Source organism: Streptomyces sp. NPDC043738 (assembly GCF_056436545.1).
In genome coordinates, this window is sequence record NZ_JBWKCJ010000015.1 from 183,739 (window position 1) to 199,678 (window position 15,940).

The following is a 15,940-nucleotide window of genomic DNA, read 5'->3' on the forward strand; positions in this document are numbered from 1 at the left end:
CGTTCCCCCGTGGAGGGGGGACCCTTTTCCCCCCCAGGGGACATTGGGGGGAAACTTTCTCCCTCGCGTCTTCTCCTCCGTTCGTTCTTCCCCCCCCCCCCCCCCACCGGCCGCCAGGGCGGCTGACCAGGCAGCAAGCGCGCGGCGCCGCGCGGCAGTTCGACGTATGCGCGACATATGCGCGCCGCATACCACGTCGGGCTGCACGCTGTGAACAACTTCCGTTAATTGGTGCAACCTGCTGAAAACAGACGGTCGTTGGCGTTACTGTCAGTTTCGTGTTCGCTGCAGAACGTCGCCAATTGATCCTTGAAATGGTGCGCGCCAACGGAGCGGTTTCGCTCCGGGAGCTCGCCCGCGTCGTCCAGACCTCCGAAGTAACCGTACGGCGGGATGTGCGGGCGCTGGAGGCAGAGGGACTGCTCGACCGCCGGCACGGCGGTGCGGTCCTGCCGGGAGGTTTTACCAGGGAATCCGGATTCCCGCAGAAATCCCATCTAGCGACCGCGGAGAAAACGGCCATCGCCGATCTCGCGGCCGGCTTCGTCGAAGAGGGCGAGGCCATTGTCGTCGGCGCGGGAACGACCACCCAGGAGCTGGCCCGCCGGCTCGCCCGGGTCCCCGGACTCACCGTCGTCACCAACTCCCTGCTCGTCGCCCAGGCGTTGGCCCATGCCAACCGCGTCGAGGTCGTGATGACCGGCGGCACCCTGCGCGGCTCCAACTACGCACTGGTCGGCAGCGGTGCCGAACAGTCCCTCCAGGGCCTGCGGGTCTCCCGCGCCTTCCTGTCGGGCAGCGGGCTGACCGCCGAGCGCGGCCTGTCCACCTCCAACATGCTCTCCGCCAGCGTCGACCGGGCGCTGGTCCAGGCGGCGGGGGAGGTGGTGGTGCTCGCCGACCACACCAAGCTCGGCTCCGACACGATGTTCCAGACCGTGCCGACGGACGTGATCACCCGCCTGGTCACGGACGAGCCACCGGCCCACGACGACCGCGCCGCCACCGAACTCCAGGCGCTGGCCGACCAGGGGGTGCAGATCGCCGTCGCCGGCGGTCCGGCCGCGGGGCACGCGGCGGGCCAGCCGGGCCTGGACGGTGCCGCCGGCGACCGCAGAGGCCCGCGGCGGGACGTCCCGCTGCCGGGGCAGCGGCGCAGCCATGCGCCGGGTGCCACGGGCGGTGCGCCGCAGCTGCGCTCGGCGGCGTCGTTGAGCGAGTCACCGGGAGGCGGCCGGGTCGCCGATCTGGCGCCACGGCGACGCTGAGCGGCTGCCGGGGCGGGCGGCCGGGCCCGGGGAAGGCACCCTGCCGGCGCGCGCCTTCTCAGCCGGAGCCGTTCTCCGGCTTCAGCCCGCGCAGGGTGAGCCTCAGCAGCCGATCGGCGAGCTTCGGATCGTCCGGGGACTCCTCGACGGCCAGCGCGATGCCGTTGGTCAGCTGCATCAGATCGCCGATGCTCACATCCGGGCGCACCGCCCCGGCCTGCTGGGCGCGAGCCAGCAGCGCGCCGCCGGCCTCCCGCATCGGCACGCTGCACCGCGCCATGCCCGAACTCTCGTCCGCCGAGGCGGTCATCAGGGCCCGCGACAGTCCGCGGTAGGTACTGGCGTGGGTGATGATCGCACGCAGCCAGTCGACCAGCGCGGCGCACGGCTGGGGTGCGTCGGCCAGCTGGCCGGCGTACGCCAGCAGGGCCTCCACCTCGCTCTGGAAGACCGCGCCCATCAGGGCGGTGCGGTTGGGGAAGTGCCGGTAGAGGGTGCCGATACCGACACCGGCGCGGCGTGCGATGTCCTCCAGCGAGGTGTCCGTGCCGTGTTCGGTGAAGGCCGTCCGGGCCTCGGTCAGCAGCCGTTCGTAATTGCGGCGCGCGTCGGCCCGCATGGGGCGCACGTCATGTGCCCGCGCCGGTGCGGCCGCCATCGGACCCCGCGCCGTCTGCCGCTGCTGCCCTGCCGTCTCCGTCGCCATCGCCGTCCTTCCTCGACCCGGCCGGTTTGCGGCCCGGTGGATCCAGGATGCCATTGCCCGATCGCGGGGTGATCCGGTGCGGTATGCAAGGAATGCCGGAGGTGCCCTCCTGTTGTCCCGGGGGTGCTCCCGCGCCCGGCCCGGTGGACGGCCGGCGGCCTGGGCGTGAAGTTGCGGCGTACCGCGGTGGTCGCGCGGTCGAACACCTCGGGCGGGCCGCAACGCTGCGCCGTCAAGAGACATCAAACCTGGCGCAATGAGGTCTTCCGGGCTGTTCCGGAGACCCGGGAAGACGCCGTGCCAGGCCGCCGGGGAGCGGCGCACGGCGCCGGACATCTGGGGAAAACGTCATGGGACTGACCAGCCGGTCGCTGTTGTACGCCATGGCCGCGGTCGCCGTGGTCTGCGTAGGACTCACGCTCTGGCTGTGGCCGCGGTTCGCCGGGCGCGGGCCGCGGGCGCTGCTGGGGCGGCTCGGCTCGATCGCCGCCACCCAGCTGACCATCGTGGCGGCGCTGGGCCTCGCGGTGAACGCCAACTTCCAGTTCTACGGCTCCTGGCACGAACTGCTCGGCCTGTACGACGACGCGCCGGCCGCCGCCGGGAAGTGGGGTGACGGCGGTATGGCCGGCCCGGCCGGCGACCCGTCCAAGGGCCTGGTCCAGACCTCGGGCCCGGACGGCCTGGACAAGGTGCACGGCCTGCCGAAGGGCCCGCCGGACCAGGCGGGCAAGGTCGAGGCGGTACGGATCGTCGGCAAGCGGACCCGGGCGGTGGACCCGGCCTATGTCTATCTGCCGCCGCAGTACTTCCAGCCGCAGTACGCCCGCCAGCGCTTCCCCGTCATCGTCGCGCTCAGCGGCTACCCGGGCGGTACGTTCCTGTTGGCCCAGCATCTGCGGCTGCCGCAGACCGCCGCCGGGCTGATCCGCGCCGGCCGGATGCAGCCGACCGTCATCGTGATGCTGCGGCCCACCATCGCGCCGCCGCGCGACACCCAGTGCGTCGACGTGCCCGGCGGCCCGCAGGCCGAGACCTTCTTCGCCCGCGACGTTCCCGACGCCCTGAAGTCGCACTACCGGATCGGCCACGACCCCGGCGGCTGGGGCGTGCTGGGCTACTCCTCGGGCGGCTCCTGCGCCCTCCAGCTCGCCATGCGGCACGACCGCACCTACACCGCGGCGGCCGCCCTCTCGCCCGACTACAAGGTCAGCAACGACCCCACGACCGGCGACCTCTTCGGCGACGGCCGGGACCGGGTGCGCCGCCGCCAGGAGCACGATCTGCTGTGGCGGCTGCGGCACCTGCCGGCCCCGCAGGTGAGCGTCCTGGTGGGCACGAGCCGTACGGGCGAGAAGAACTACCCGGCGGCGCAGGCCTTCCTGGCCGCCGTGCGGCCGCCGATGAAGGCCGACGCCGTCGTCCTGGACCACGGCAGCCACAACTTCGCCACCTGGCGGCGCGAGGTGCCCTCCGCGCTGGAGTGGATGGGCAAGCGGCTGACGTTCCCGGAGGACGTGGTGGGCAACTCGTAGCGGGTGCGCCGACTGCGGCGCGGGAAGGTCCCGGACACGTTCGAGGGGCTCGCGGCGGTCCACCGCCACGAGCCCCTCGAAGGTTTCGGAACTACCGGGTCAGTCCTTGATCTCGCAGATCACCGCGCCGGACGTGAGCGCCGCGCCGACCTCGGCGGTCAGGCCCTTGATGGTGCCGGAGCGGTGCGCGTTCAGCGGCTGCTCCATCTTCATCGCCTCCAGGACGACGACCAGCTCGCCCTCGGTGACCTGCTGGCCCTCCTCGACGGCGACCTTGACGATGGTGCCCTGCATCGGCGAGGCGAGCGCGTCGCCGGAGGCGGCGCTGCCGGCCTTCTTGGCCGCCTTGCGCTTGGGCTTGGCGCCACCGGCGACCGCGGCGCGGGCCAGCGGCATGCCGAGCGAGGACGGCAGCGAGACCTCCAGGCGCTTGCCGCCGACCTCGACGACGACCGTCTCGCGGGTGTCGGTCTCGGCCTCCTCCGCACCGGGCGCGGCGAACGGCGCGATCTCGTTGACGAACTCGGTCTCGATCCAGCGGGTGTGGACGGTGAACGGGTCCGCGGAGCCGGTCAGTTCGGGGGCGAACGCCGGGTCCTTGACGACCGTGCGGTGGAACGGGATGGCCGTGGCCATGCCCTCCACCTGGAACTCCGCCAGCGCACGGGCGGCGCGCTGCAGGGCCTGCGCGCGGGTGGCGCCGGTGACGATCAGCTTGGCCAGCAGGGAGTCCCAGGCCGGGCCGATGACCGAGCCGGACTCCACGCCCGCGTCCAGGCGGACGCCGGGGCCGCTGGGGCCGTCGAAGCGGGTGACCGTGCCGGGCGCCGGCAGGAAGTTGCGGCCCGGGTCCTCACCGTTGATGCGGAACTCGAAGGAGTGGCCGCGCACCGCCGGGTCGTCGTAGCCGAGCTCCTCGCCGTCGGCGATCCGGAACATCTCGCGGACCAGGTCCAGGCCGGTGACCTCCTCGGTGACCGGGTGCTCGACCTGGAGGCGGGTGTTGACCTCCAGGAAGGAGATCGTGCCGTCCTGGCCGACGAGGAACTCGCAGGTGCCGGCGCCCTCGTAGCCGGCCTCCTTGAGGATGGCCTTGGACGCGCGGTACAGCTCGGCGTTCTGCTCGTCCGTCAGGAACGGCGCGGGGGCCTCCTCCACCAGCTTCTGGTGGCGGCGCTGCAGCGAGCAGTCACGGGTGGAGACCACGACCACGTTGCCGTGCTTGTCGGCCAGGCACTGGGTCTCGACGTGCCGGGGGCGGTCCAGGTAGCGCTCGACGAAGCACTCGCCGCGGCCGAAGGCGGCGACCGCCTCACGGACGGCCGAGTCGTACAGCTCGGGGACCTCGTCGAGGGTGCGGGCGACCTTCAGGCCGCGGCCGCCGCCTCCGAAGGCCGCCTTGATCGCGATCGGCAGGCCGTGCTCCTTGGCGAAGGCCACGACCTCCTCCGCGCCGGAGACCGGGTCGGGGGTGCCGGCGACCAGCGGCGCACCGGCGCGCTGGGCGATGTGCCGGGCCGCGACCTTGTCACCGAGGTCGCGGATGGCATGCGGGGGAGGGCCGATCCAGGTCAGCCCCGCGTCCAGGACGGCCTGGGCGAACTCTGCGTTCTCGGAGAGGAAGCCGTAGCCGGGGTGGATGGCGTCCGCGCCCGAATCGGCGGCGGCTGCCAGGACCTTGGCGATGTCCAGGTAACTGGTGGCAGGAGTGTCACCGCCCAGGGCGTAAGCCTCGTCCGCCGCGCGTACGTGCAGAGCGTCCCGGTCGGGGTCGGCGTAGACGGCTACGCTGCCGATCCCCGCGTCCCGGCATGCACGGGCAACGCGAACAGCGATTTCGCCACGGTTGGCGATGAGCACCTTGCGCACGATGGGTCCTTCCTTGGCGCTTCGCCGCATCAATAGGGATGCGGCGATTTTAGGGACTGGCGACACCGCGTGCCGACCCGTTCCCTGGGGTGAGCTTTCCCACACGGAGTGTGCCCGGAGCGCCAGTGAGGGGCCTAAGTCCCCTGGTATCCCAGGGTAGGCCCGGATACACGGGCTCCGGCGTGAGACGCGGTGTGGCCTAGGTCTCGAACTTTCGGGATCCAGCGGATCGTCAATTCTTTGTGGAGTCCCTACGAATGGGCGAAGAAAACTTTGCCGCCGGCTCCGTCCGTCGGCGTGCCGCCGGACCGTCGCCCGCAGATGTCCGCACCCACTCGCGCAGAACCCTTGCCCTGGCTGTTACCCATTAGTAGCGTGCCCGATGTCTTTGTACTCGCGGTAACGGATGTCTTCCGGAAGTGGGTGGGCGGGGTGATGGCACGACGACCCGTGGCGGCGGCCGCGGCGGTGGTACTGGTCCTGGAGGCCTTCGGGATCGTGCTGCTCAACTGGATCCTGAGCATCGTCGTGGACCGGCAGCAGATGTCGCTGGCCGGTCTGCAGCCCCGCGCGATGTCCGCCGGCTCCTGGATAGGCGGCATCCTCTTCGGGCTCTATCTCCTGTTCTGCGCCGCCCTCCTCATCCGCACCGCGGTGCGCGACCGCGCCCCGGGCGGCTTCGCCCGTATCGCCCTGATCAGCGCCGCCGTGGTCCACGGTCTGCTGGGCGCCTTCGCCGTCGGCCTGGTCGGCTGGGTCGCCTTCCTCGCGATGAGCGTCGTGCTGGGGCTGATCGTGCTGACGCTGGTGGCGTACGGGGAGGGCCGTAGCCGCCAGGAGGGCGACGCGGGCCCCGAGGGCGCTCCGAACGGGCCGCCGGCGGCGGCGCCCGGCACGGTCTGAAAGCACCCGCACCCGGACCCGCACCCGCTCCGGCACCCGCCCCTCGCCCGAACTCCCCGCTCCCCGGCCCCGGTCGACACCCCCTGAGGACCCGCGACACGCCCGGGTTAGGCTCTGCGCGCTGTGTCGTCGACGGGGGATGGTGCGCATGCAGGCGTCAGTTGCCGGTGCCGGAGCGCGAACGGGCGCGCCGGTCTCGATCGGCCCGTACACGGTGCTGGGCCGGCTGGACGACGAGGCGTCCCCGGTACCCGTACCCGAGCGGCGGTTCATCGGGCGGAGCGCGGACGGCGACCGCACGGTCCTGATCGGGCTGCCGCTCGAGGGGGCCGACCCCGGCCGGTTCCTGGCCGAGGCGGAGGCCTCCCGCTATCTGCTCGGACCGTGGTCCGCCCCGGTCGCAGAGCTGGCCGCGCCCGGTGACGCCGCCTGGCACGCCCGCCCCTACCTCCCGGTGCTCCCGCTGCCGTCCGCCCTCGCCGTACACGGCGGCCCGCTGCCCGAACGCACCGTGCGGGCCCTGGGCGCCGCCCTCGTGGAGACCTTGATCATCGGCCACGGGCAGGGGCTGAGCCACGCCGGAGTCTCGCCCGCGGCCGTACTGCTGGCGGCGGACGGGCCCCGGCTCACCTGCTTCGGGGCGGTACGCGCCGCGGCCGCCGACGGCACCGCGCGCTCCGGGCTGCCGGGCCTGGAGTCCGGGAGCCTGCCGCCGGAGCAGGCCGGCGGCGGGCACCCGCAGCCGGCGGGCGACGTCTACGCCCTGGGCGCGACCCTCGCCTACGCCGCGACCGGCCACACCGTGCCGGAACGGGAGGAACTGCCGGCCGCCCTGCGGTCCGTCATCACGGCCTGCCTGTCCCGGGACCCGGCCGCCCGGCCCCGCCCGGCCGAGCTGCTGGACGCGCTCAGCCCGATCGCCGCGCACCCCGGAGCGGGCCCCGACACCGCCGGCAACCCCGTCGAGCGGGCCGCCGCGGCGCTCGGCCCCGGCTGGCTGCCCGGCCGGATCATCGCGGCCCTGGCCCGCCAGTCGGCCGGGCTGCTCGCCGCGACCCTCCCGCCTCCGCCCGCCGCACGCCAGGACTAATGCCGCCATGCCCTCCCCCCTGACCCACGACGACCCGCACGGCTTCGGCCCCTACCGCCTCATCGCCCGGCTGGGCAGCGGCGGCATGGGCACCGTCTACCTGGCGCGCTCGCCGGGCGGCCGGACCGTGGCGGTCAAGACCATGCACGCCCGGATCGCCACCGAGACCGCCTTCCGCACCCGGTTCCGGCTGGAGGCGGACGCCGCCCGGGTCATCGGCCCACGCCACGGCGCCCAGGTCGTCGAGGCCGATCCGCTCGCCGAAACCCCCTGGATCGCCACCGAGTACGTCCTCGGCCCGCCGCTGGACGACGCGGTGGAGCTGGCCGGTCCCCTGCCCGAGGCATCCGTACGGGCCCTGGGTGCGGCACTGTGCGCCGCGCTGGGCCAGCTGCACCACTCCGACGTCGTGCACCGCGACCTCAAACCGTCGAACATCATGGTCACCGCCCACGGCCCGAAGGTCATCGACTTCGGTATCGCCCGCGCGCTGGGCGACGACCGGCTGACCCACACGGGCGCCGCGGTCGGCACCCCCGCGTTCATGTCGCCGGAGCAGGCGGCCGGCGGGGAACACACCCCGGCCGGGGACGTCTTCGCGCTCGCCGGGGTGCTGGTCTTCGCCGCCACCGGCCACGGCCCCTTCGGCGACGGGCGGCCCGCGGACCTGCTGTACCGGGTCACCTACGGCGAACCCGACCTCACCGGAACCCCCGCCGCCCTCGCCCCGATCCTGGCCCGCTGCCTGGCCAAGGACCCCGCCCAGCGTCCGACCACCGCCGAGCTGTCCGCCCAGCTGCACGACGGCGGCGGCGAGTTCGCCGACCTGCTGCCGGACGCGGTGCTCGCGGAGATCGGACGGCGGGCGGGCGAGGTCTGGCAGGTCGTGCCGCAGCGGCTGCCCGCGCCGGCCGACCAGCCGGCGACCGTACCGGCGGCGGAGGCGCCCGCCGCGCGGGGCCTGTCCCGCCGGGGGCTGCTGATGGCCGGCGCGGGGTCGGCGCTCGGCCTGGCCGGGGCCGGTGTCTGGGCGTGGCTGGGGCGGGGCGGGTCCGCGCCGGATCCCACGGGGCCGTACGAGAAGCCGACGCCCGGTCCGAGCGTCAGCGCGCTGAAGAAGAAAAAGCTGGACTCGGTGTGGCAGATCCAGAACGGCGGCACCTATGACGACGAGTCACCCGACGCCCCCTTCGTGGTCGGGGGCGTGCCCGTCGTGGTGGGCAACACCCAGATCTACCGGATGGACCCGGCGTCCGGCGCCGTGAAGTGGACCGCCGACATCGACGGCACCTGGCAGGTCGCCTCGGACGGCGAGCGCCTCTACCAGAACGTCAAGGTCGCGCACTACGACGACGCCAACAGCGGGATCCCGCGCGACGTCGACCGGTTCCTCGCCCGCGTCGACCTCGCCACGGGCAAGGCCGGCAAGCACCTCGCCGAGATCACCGACGCGAACTTCGGCGGCATCGACAGCCAGTTGCTGGCGGTCGCCGGCGACACCGCCTACCTGGCCGTCTCCCAGGGCAAGGTCAAGATGTACCAGCGGCAGATCCCCTGGGCCGTGACCGCCGTGGACCTCACCTCGGCGCGCCGGCCGTGGACGGAGCAGCTGCCGTTCCGGTCGGCGAAGTCCGACCAGTGGCACTTCCTCGCCGCCAAGGTCGTCGGCGACCGCCTGCTGCTGCTTCAGGAGACGAACGACGGCAAGGTCCGCATCGTCGCCCGGAACATCCGCACCGGCAAGGTCGTCTGGGACAAGCCCTGGGACGTGAAGCCGGCCGCCGCGCACCACCCGCTGACGGCCGACGGCAAGCACCTGTACCTGGGCACCGGACGGCTGCGGGCGCTGCGGCTGAGCGACGGCGGGCAGGCGTGGGAGTCGGCCCCGGGCAAGAGCTACGGGCCGCCGGTCCTGAAGGACGGCGTGGTCTACGCGGTGCAGAAGGGCCTCGGCCTCGTCGGGACCGACGCCGCCGGCGGGAAGCCGCGCTGGGCGGAGAAGGGCGGCGACGGCGCGCAGGCGTCCCTGGCCTCCCGCCCCCTCATCGGCTCCCGGTACGCCTACACGTACAGCAAGAGCGAGGGGGCGCTGCGGGCGATCGACCTCGCCTCGCGCACCACCGCCCGCCTCTACAAGGCCAACGGGGACCGCTTCACCGCCGTCGAGCAGAGCAAGATGATCATGGCGTCGGGCGAGCACTTCCTCGCCGGCTTCCCCCTCCAGTAGAGCCGCGGCCACACAGGCAACCCGGCCCCTCGAACACCCACACCTCCGCAGAAAGCCGCGACCATGAACCCCCTCGGCACCGGCGACCCGCTCCGCCTCGGCCCGTACCGCCTGCTCGGCGTGCTCGGCGAAGGCGGAATGGGCAAGGTCTACGTCGGGCAGGACGCCGAAGGCACCGTCGCCGCGGTCAAGGTGCTCCGGCCCGAACTCACCGGCGAGACCAACCTCGTCCAGCGCTTCGTCCGCGAGGCGCAGGCGGCGCAGGCCGTGACCAGCAAGGGCGTCGCGCGGGTGCTCGGCGCGCAGACCGAGGGCGGCCGCCCGTGGATCGCCACCGAGTTCCTGGCCGGACCGACCCTCGACGAGGCCGTCGAGGCGTACGGCCCGTTCGACGACGTGGCCGTACGCGCCCTGGCCTCCTCGATCGCCCGCACGCTGGGGGACATCCACGCCACGGGCCTGATCCACCGCGACCTCAAGCCCCCGAACATCGTCCTGACCTCGACCGGACCGCGCGTCATCGACTTCGGTATCGCCCGCCCGGAGCACGGCCTCACCTTGACCACCACCGGGCAGGTCCCGGTGACCCCCGGCTACGGCGCTCCCGAACAGGTCCTGGGCCGCCGGGTCGCCTCCCCCGCCGACGTCTTCTCCCTCGGCGCGGTCCTGGTGTACGCGGCCACCGGCCACCGCGCGTTCGACGCCACCCATATCGCCGCCCTCCAGTACAAGGTCGTCCACGACGAGCCCGACCTCGACGGCGTCCCGGAGCAGCTGCGGCCGCTCATCGCCCCCTGCCTCGCCAAGGACCCGGCCGCCCGCCCCACGCCCGCCCAGATCGCCGCGGCCTTCGCCGCGCCCAAGGGCGCCGAACGGGCCTGGCGGCGCGGTCAGGTGGCCGCCGCGATCAAGGAGCGGGAGTCCCGGATCCACGAGCTGACCACGCTGATCGCGGGGGAGGCCGCCGGCTCCCCGAACCCGGTGACCCGGCGCCGGCTCCTGATGGGCCTGGCCGCGGGCGGAGTGGTCCTCGCGGCGGGCGGCGGCGCGGCCGTCGCCCTGTGGCCGCCCACCGGCACCCCGACGGCGAAGAGGAAGACCGACCTCTTCGCCTTCCCGCCGGCCGTGCAGACCCCGACGGCGCACGTGCTGAACGCGGACGACGGCGACTTCATCGTCGGCGGGTCGCCGAAGGAACTCTGGGGCCCGATCGAGGTGCTCGACGCCCAGACCCCGGCGCCGCTGCCCGTACGGGACGTCATCGTCTTCGGCGCGGCCGGCGGCGGGATCGCGGCCCACAACGTGGTGGACGGCAAACGCCGTTGGGCCGTCGGCGACATCAAGGCGACCGGCCGCTACCTCTCCCTCTCCGACCGCCTGATAGCCGCCGTCGACACCGGCGGCACCCTCCGCACCTTCGTCGCCTCCACCGGCGAACCCCGCTGGACCGCCGACGCCGACGCCGAGCAACTGCTGGCCGCCGACGACGAGGCGGTGTACCTCGTGACCAAGGACCACCGGTTGCGCGCGGTGGGGCGCTCGGACGCGAGGGTGCGGTGGACGGCGCCCATCGACGAGCCCTTCCGCACCAAGGTCAACCCGCCCGGTGTCACCGCCCACGGCCGGCTGGTGCTCGGCACCACCGACGGCGACGTACTCGCCGTGGACACCGCGAACGGCCGCCGCAAGTGGGACCTGCGCGACCAGTCCGACTCCTTCGTCCGCCCCGCCTGCCACGGCAGCGTGGTCTACCTCAACGGCACGACCATGACCGCCCGCAGGATCACCGACGGCAAGGAGAAGTGGACGGTCAGGAAGCGCGCCCTGTCGAGCCCGCCAGGAGCCCGGGGCGAGGAGATCTACACACGGTGGAGTCCGGTGACCGCCACCGCGGACGGTCTGTACGCCACGCACCTGGCGTATGCCGACTCGAAGTCCTCGCTGCCCCAGAAGTGGCGGCTCAGCGACGGCGGCGACGTCTTCCAGCTGCGCGGGGCGTCGAACATCGACGTACCCGTGGTCGTCCAGGGGCAGGGCCTGTGGACGATCGAAGGCGACGGTTTCCACGAGGTCAACGCGATGGACGCGGCGCACGGCTACCCGGTCTGGACGTACAAGCTCCCCGAGGCCGAACGCCAGTGGCTGGTGGCCGACGGCAACCGGGTGTTCGTCATGAACGACCGGTCGCTGTACGCCCTGCCGGTGTTCTGAACGCCCCGGCCCCGGTGCCGCCGGGGCCGGACCGCTGCCGCAACTCACCTGCCCGCTACGGGTGCCTCCTCGCGCAGCACGCGCAGGAACGCCCGCATCCAGTCCGGGTGGTCGGGCCAGGCGCGGGCGGAGACGACCTTGCCGTCGACCACCGCCGAGTCGTCGACGAACTCGCCGCCGCCCATCTCCACGTCCGGTGCGCAGGCCGGGTAGGCGGCGGTACGGCGGCCCTTGAGGACGCCGAGGGGGGCGAGGGTGGTGGCCGCGTGGCAGATGTGGGCGACGGGCTTGTCGGCGTCGAAGAAGTGGGTGACGACGCGGCGGTAGTCGGCGTCGTTGCGCAGGTACTCGGGAGCCCGGCCGCCCGGGAGGACCAGCCCGGTGTAGTCGGCCGGGTCGACCTCGGACAGGGCGAGGTCGGACGGCCAGGAGTGGCCCTGGCGTTCGATGTAGGTGTCGAAGTTGTCGACGAAGTCGTGCACGACGAACTGCAGCTTCTTGCGCGACGGGGCGGCGATCTGGACCTCGTAGCCCTCCTCCAGCAGCCGCTGGTAGGGGTAGAAGAACTCCAGGTCCTCGGTGGCGTCGCCGGCGATGAGCAGGATCTTGGGCATGCTGCGCACTCCTCGTGGGGCAGGGCGGACCGGTGTGATCGGGCTGATCCGGTCGATCAGGCCGTATCGGATCAATCGGTTCCCCACGCCGTGACGTTGAATGCATCGCCGACGGTGAGCTTTCCGGTGCGCAGCACGGAGAACTTGGAGCCGAAGGCGACGCCGCCTTCGGGGACGCGGCGGTAGGAGGCCAGGGTCCGCAGCGGCTCGGGGCCGGCCTTGGTGCCGGTGCGCTGGTCGACGAGGGTGACGGCGCAGCGGACGGCGAGCTTGGCGAAGCCCAGTTCGCCGTCGCCGACGGTGATCTTGCGGGCCCGGTCCTCGGTCTGCGGTTCGTGCCATCCGTCGACGACGATGTTCGGCCGGAAGCGCTCCATCGGGACCGGGGCGCGTCCGGCGGCGGTGATACGGGCGTTGAGGTCGGCGAGGGAGGCCAGCGACAGGACGTGGACGGGGCTGCTGTCGGCGAAGCCGGAGGTGCCGGGGGTGTGGCCGTCGGTGATCCGGTCGTGCTCCGGCGGTACCCGGACGAGCCGGCTGGGCGTGCCGAGCACCTCGGACAGCCAGCCGGCCGCGGCCTCGCCCTGGTCGACGGCGCGGTAGGGCGCGCCGAACATCTCGACGTCGGACCGGGCCGCGGACCCGGCGCCGTAGACGATCTCGTACGTCAGGGGAGCGATTCCCGGTGCGGACAGGGTGAGTTCGCTGCCCTGGGGGCCGACCTCGGGGCGTATGACCGCGAGGGCGGGGGCGGTGCGCTGGCTGCGGAAGACGCCGTCCTCGCCGACGACCATGAAACTGCGGTCGTGGGCGAGGCCGGCCCGGGTGAGCTCCGCCGAGGCCGCCGGAGTGCCGGCGCAGCCCTTGACGGGGTAGCTGATCAGTTCGACGACGGTTGCCATGCGGGCAGCCTATGGGTGCCTCAGGTCCACAGCTGGGTGATCGCCACGTCCAGGTCCGCCAGCAGCCGGCGCAGCAGCGGCAGGGACAGGCCGATGACGTTGCCGGGGTCGCCGTCGATGCCGTCGATGAAGGGGGCGGAGCGGCCGTCGAGGGTGAAGGCGCCGGCGACGAAGAGCGGCTCGCCGCTGGCGACGTACGCGGCGATCTCGTCGTCCGTGGGCTCGCCGAAGCGGACCGTGGTGGAGGCGGTGGCGGACACCTCGCGGCCGGTGGCGGTGTCGATGACGCAGTGGCCGGTCTGCAGGACGCCGGAGCGGCCCCGCATGGACTTCCAGCGGGCGGTGGCGTCCTCGGCGTCGGCGGGCTTGCCGAGCGCCCGGCCGTCCAGCTCCAGGACCGAGTCGCAGCCGACGACCAGTGCGCCCGCGGCCTCCGGGCGGGCGGCGACGGCCGCGGCCTTCGCCTCGGCCAGGACACGGGCCAGCTCGCCGGGCGTGGCCGCGGTCAGCGCGTCCTCGTCGACGCCGCTGACGATGACCTCGGGCGCCAGCCCGGCCTGGCGCAGCAGGGCCAGCCGGGCCGGGGACTGGGAGGCGAGGACGAGGCGGCGGGGGCGGGCGGGGGAGTGGGGCTGCTCTTCGGTCATGGGCGCCATCGTACGGAGCCGGGGACGGCCGGGGCGCGGGCGGACTACTTGCCCAGGACCGCCTCCATCACCTTCTTGGCGATCGGGCCGCCGAGCTTGCCACCGGCGATCTCCTCCCGGGGGATGTCCATGTCCTTGGGGTCGACGAAGACGGCGACCGCCACCGGGGAGGAGCCGTCGCTCTGCTTGGCGTAGGAGACGAACCAGGCGTAGGGGCGCTCGTCGTTGACGTTGGCGCCGTGCTGGGCGGTGCCGGTCTTGCCGCCGACCGTCACGCCGTCGATCTTGGCCTTGTCCGCGGTGCCCTTCTCGACGGTGTACTCCATCATCTCCTGCACCTTCTTCGCGGTGTCGGCGGAGACGGCCTGGGACTTCACCTTCGGCTCGATCTTCTCGATCGTCGACAGGTCGGAGCCGCGGACCTCGTCGACGATGTGCGGCATCATCAGCTTGCCGTCGTTGGCGAGCGCCGCGGCCACCATCGCCATCTGCATCGGCGTGCTGGTCAGGCTGCCCTGGCCCATGCCGGTCAGCGCGGTCTGCGGCTTGTCGAGCTTGTCCGGGTACAGGCTCTTGGTGGCCAGCATGTCGCCGAAGTCCTTGTCGTAGACGTCGGAGTTGAAGCCGAACTTCTCCGCGGTCTCGCGCATCTTGTCCTTGCCGACCTTCAGCGCGGTGTCGAGGAAGACGTTGTTGCACGACCACTGCATGCCGGTCTTGAGGGAGGCCTTGTCGCAGGGCGCGCCCGCGACGTCGTTGCCGATCTTCGTCGAGCTCAGCGGCAGCTGGTAGGGGGCGGGGGCGCCCGAGGGGGCGTCGATGTCGCTGACCACGCCGTGCTCCAGTGCGGCGGCCGCGGTGAGGATCTTGAAGGTGGAGCCGGGGGCGTAGGTCTCGCGCAGCGCCCGGTTGCTCAGCGGCTTGGCCTTGTCGTCGTCCAGCGCCTTGAACTTCCGGCTCTCGGAGTTGGAGATGCCGGCGAAGACCGACGGGTCGTAGGAGGGGGTGGAGGCCAGCGCGAGGACCTTGCCGTTGCGCGGGTCGAGGGCGACCACCGCGCCCTTGGCGTTGAGGTCGGTCAGGCCCTTGTAGGCGGCCTTCTGCGCCTTGGGGTCGATGGTGGTGATCACATCGCCGCCGCGCGGCTTCTCACCGGTCAGGATGTCCTTGGCGCGCTTGAGCGCGAGCCGGTCGTCCTTGCCGCTGAGCACCTTGTTGTAGATGCCCTCCAGGAAGGTCGTGCCCTGGGCCTGCGAGGCGAAGCCGGTGACCGGGGCGTACATCGGGCCGTCCTTGTACGTCCGCTTGTACTTGAAGTCTCCGGAGGTCGTCACGGAGCCGGTGATCGGCTGTCCGCCGACGATGATGTTGCCGCGGGGGTAGGAGAACGCCTCGATCTTCACCCGGCGGTTGTTGGGGTCGTTGGCCAGCTCGTCGGCCTGGACGAACTGGACCCAGGTCGCGCGGGCCAGCAGGGCCAGTACCAGCGCCCCGCAGAAGACGGCTATGTGCCTCAGCGGCCTGTTCATCGCTCTCCCACTCCCCATCGGCTGCGCCGGCCCGGGCGGATCGGCGCCCCGACCGCGCTACGCCCGAATTGCGGCTCTTCGAGAGTGAAAGATGAGATTCCGGCGGCTGCGGTTGCAGACGGGAACTGTGAGGGTCGCCTCGCCCGGCACGGGAACAGCGGACGGCAGCGGCCCGCGGCAGCGGTGCGGCGCCGGTTCATCTCCCCGAGAGCAGGAACATCAGCACCACCACGGCCACGGCCAGCACGATGCCCATCCGGCGGAGCTTGGCCTGCACATCACGCAGCTCCTCGGGCGGCTCATCGGGCGGGTCGGACCACAGCATGTATCGATCCTGTGCCCGTCGCGCCCGCGGGGGGGGGGGGGGGGGGGGGGGGGGGGGGGGGGGGGGGGGGGGGGGGGGGGGAGAGACGACGAAACAGGAGAGAAAGGGGGAGGG

The 15,940-nt window shown here is 72.8% G+C and carries 13 protein-coding genes; 6 read left to right on the plus strand and 7 right to left on the minus strand.

What is annotated here, in order from left to right:
- The first annotated feature begins 278 nt into the window (after positions 1-278).
- A complete protein-coding gene (locus AC0680_RS21115) occupies positions 279-1,268 on the plus strand; it encodes a DeoR/GlpR family DNA-binding transcription regulator (RefSeq protein ID WP_478630871.1) in 990 nt (329 codons plus the stop codon).
- A 58-nt stretch (positions 1,269-1,326) separates the two neighbouring features.
- Here AC0680_RS21115 and AC0680_RS21120 read toward each other — a convergent pair whose 3' ends face one another.
- A complete protein-coding gene (locus AC0680_RS21120) occupies positions 1,327-1,974 on the minus strand; it encodes a TetR/AcrR family transcriptional regulator (protein ID WP_478630874.1) in 648 nt (215 codons plus the stop codon).
- A gap of 350 nt (positions 1,975-2,324) precedes the next feature.
- Between AC0680_RS21120 and AC0680_RS21125 the strand changes: the two genes are divergently transcribed.
- Positions 2,325-3,509: an alpha/beta hydrolase gene (locus tag AC0680_RS21125; RefSeq protein WP_478630877.1), complete on the plus strand. Its 1,185-nt coding sequence runs from the start codon at positions 2,325-2,327 to the stop codon at positions 3,507-3,509.
- Between the two features lie 99 nt (positions 3,510-3,608).
- Here AC0680_RS21125 and AC0680_RS21130 read toward each other — a convergent pair whose 3' ends face one another.
- Positions 3,609-5,378 (minus strand): acetyl/propionyl/methylcrotonyl-CoA carboxylase subunit alpha, encoded by a 1,770-nt coding sequence (locus tag AC0680_RS21130; protein WP_478630880.1) that lies wholly within the window; start codon positions 5,376-5,378, stop codon positions 3,609-3,611.
- A 435-nt stretch (positions 5,379-5,813) separates the two neighbouring features.
- Here AC0680_RS21130 and AC0680_RS21135 point away from each other — a divergent pair, with 435 nt between their 5' ends.
- The 4 genes from AC0680_RS21135 to AC0680_RS21150 all read left to right on the plus strand — a co-directional run bounded on the left by AC0680_RS21135 (position 5,814) and on the right by AC0680_RS21150 (position 11,809).
- A complete protein-coding gene (locus AC0680_RS21135) occupies positions 5,814-6,281 on the plus strand; it encodes a hypothetical protein (protein ID WP_478630883.1) in 468 nt (155 codons plus the stop codon).
- Positions 6,282-6,429: 148 nt separating this feature from the next.
- Positions 6,430-7,371 carry a protein kinase family protein gene (locus tag AC0680_RS21140; RefSeq protein WP_478630885.1) on the plus strand — a complete coding sequence of 314 codons (942 nt, stop codon included), beginning with the start codon at positions 6,430-6,432 and terminating at the stop codon, positions 7,369-7,371.
- 7 nt (positions 7,372-7,378) lie between these two features.
- Positions 7,379-9,598, plus strand: a complete 2,220-nt coding sequence (locus AC0680_RS21145; protein WP_478630887.1) for a protein kinase domain-containing protein — start codon at positions 7,379-7,381, stop codon at positions 9,596-9,598.
- Between the two features lie 63 nt (positions 9,599-9,661).
- The gene (locus AC0680_RS21150; RefSeq protein ID WP_478630889.1) at positions 9,662-11,809 is read left to right on the plus strand and encodes a protein kinase domain-containing protein; all 2,148 of its coding nucleotides are present in this window, start codon (positions 9,662-9,664) and stop codon (positions 11,807-11,809) included.
- 44 nt (positions 11,810-11,853) lie between these two features.
- On the opposite strand, the gene AC0680_RS21155 is transcribed toward AC0680_RS21150, so the two are convergent.
- The 5 genes from AC0680_RS21155 to mmpB all read right to left on the minus strand — a co-directional run bounded on the left by AC0680_RS21155 (position 11,854) and on the right by mmpB (position 15,826).
- Positions 11,854-12,423, minus strand: a complete 570-nt coding sequence (locus AC0680_RS21155; protein WP_478630892.1) for a DJ-1/PfpI family protein — start codon at positions 12,421-12,423, stop codon at positions 11,854-11,856.
- A gap of 71 nt (positions 12,424-12,494) precedes the next feature.
- Positions 12,495-13,325, minus strand: coding sequence for an MOSC domain-containing protein (locus tag AC0680_RS21160; RefSeq protein WP_478630894.1), 831 nt, complete (start codon positions 13,323-13,325; stop codon positions 12,495-12,497).
- A gap of 20 nt (positions 13,326-13,345) precedes the next feature.
- Positions 13,346-13,981: a nucleoside triphosphate pyrophosphatase gene (locus AC0680_RS21165; RefSeq protein ID WP_384492200.1), complete on the minus strand. Its 636-nt coding sequence runs from the start codon at positions 13,979-13,981 to the stop codon at positions 13,346-13,348.
- Positions 13,982-14,016: 35 nt separating this feature from the next.
- Positions 14,017-15,501 (minus strand): peptidoglycan D,D-transpeptidase FtsI family protein, encoded by a 1,485-nt coding sequence (locus tag AC0680_RS21170; RefSeq protein ID WP_478630897.1) that lies wholly within the window; start codon positions 15,499-15,501, stop codon positions 14,017-14,019.
- A 196-nt stretch (positions 15,502-15,697) separates the two neighbouring features.
- Positions 15,698-15,826, minus strand: coding sequence for a morphogenic membrane protein MmpB (gene mmpB / locus AC0680_RS21175; RefSeq protein WP_468985634.1), 129 nt, complete (start codon positions 15,824-15,826; stop codon positions 15,698-15,700).
- Between the last annotated feature and the right edge of the window lie 114 nt (positions 15,827-15,940).

Bases quoted from the DNA above. Each gene is read 5' to 3' on its own strand.
- AC0680_RS21140 (WP_478630885.1), top strand. From the start codon at position 6,430: ATGCAGGCGTCAGTTGCCGGTGCCGGAGCGCGAACGGGCGCGCCGGTC.
- mmpB (WP_468985634.1), bottom strand. From the start codon at position 15,826: ATGCTGTGGTCCGACCCGCCCGATGAGCCGCCCGAGGAGCTGCGTGAT.
- AC0680_RS21120 (WP_478630874.1), bottom strand. From the start codon at position 1,974: ATGGCGACGGAGACGGCAGGGCAGCAGCGGCAGACGGCGCGGGGTCCG.
- AC0680_RS21150 (WP_478630889.1), top strand. From the start codon at position 9,662: ATGAACCCCCTCGGCACCGGCGACCCGCTCCGCCTCGGCCCGTACCGC.
- AC0680_RS21170 (WP_478630897.1), bottom strand. From the start codon at position 15,501: ATGAACAGGCCGCTGAGGCACATAGCCGTCTTCTGCGGGGCGCTGGTA.
- AC0680_RS21135 (WP_478630883.1), top strand. From the start codon at position 5,814: ATGGCACGACGACCCGTGGCGGCGGCCGCGGCGGTGGTACTGGTCCTG.
- AC0680_RS21145 (WP_478630887.1), top strand. From the start codon at position 7,379: ATGCCCTCCCCCCTGACCCACGACGACCCGCACGGCTTCGGCCCCTAC.
- AC0680_RS21160 (WP_478630894.1), bottom strand. From the start codon at position 13,325: ATGGCAACCGTCGTCGAACTGATCAGCTACCCCGTCAAGGGCTGCGCC.
- AC0680_RS21125 (WP_478630877.1), top strand. From the start codon at position 2,325: ATGGGACTGACCAGCCGGTCGCTGTTGTACGCCATGGCCGCGGTCGCC.
- AC0680_RS21165 (WP_384492200.1), bottom strand. From the start codon at position 13,981: ATGGCGCCCATGACCGAAGAGCAGCCCCACTCCCCCGCCCGCCCCCGC.
- AC0680_RS21155 (WP_478630892.1), bottom strand. From the start codon at position 12,423: ATGCCCAAGATCCTGCTCATCGCCGGCGACGCCACCGAGGACCTGGAG.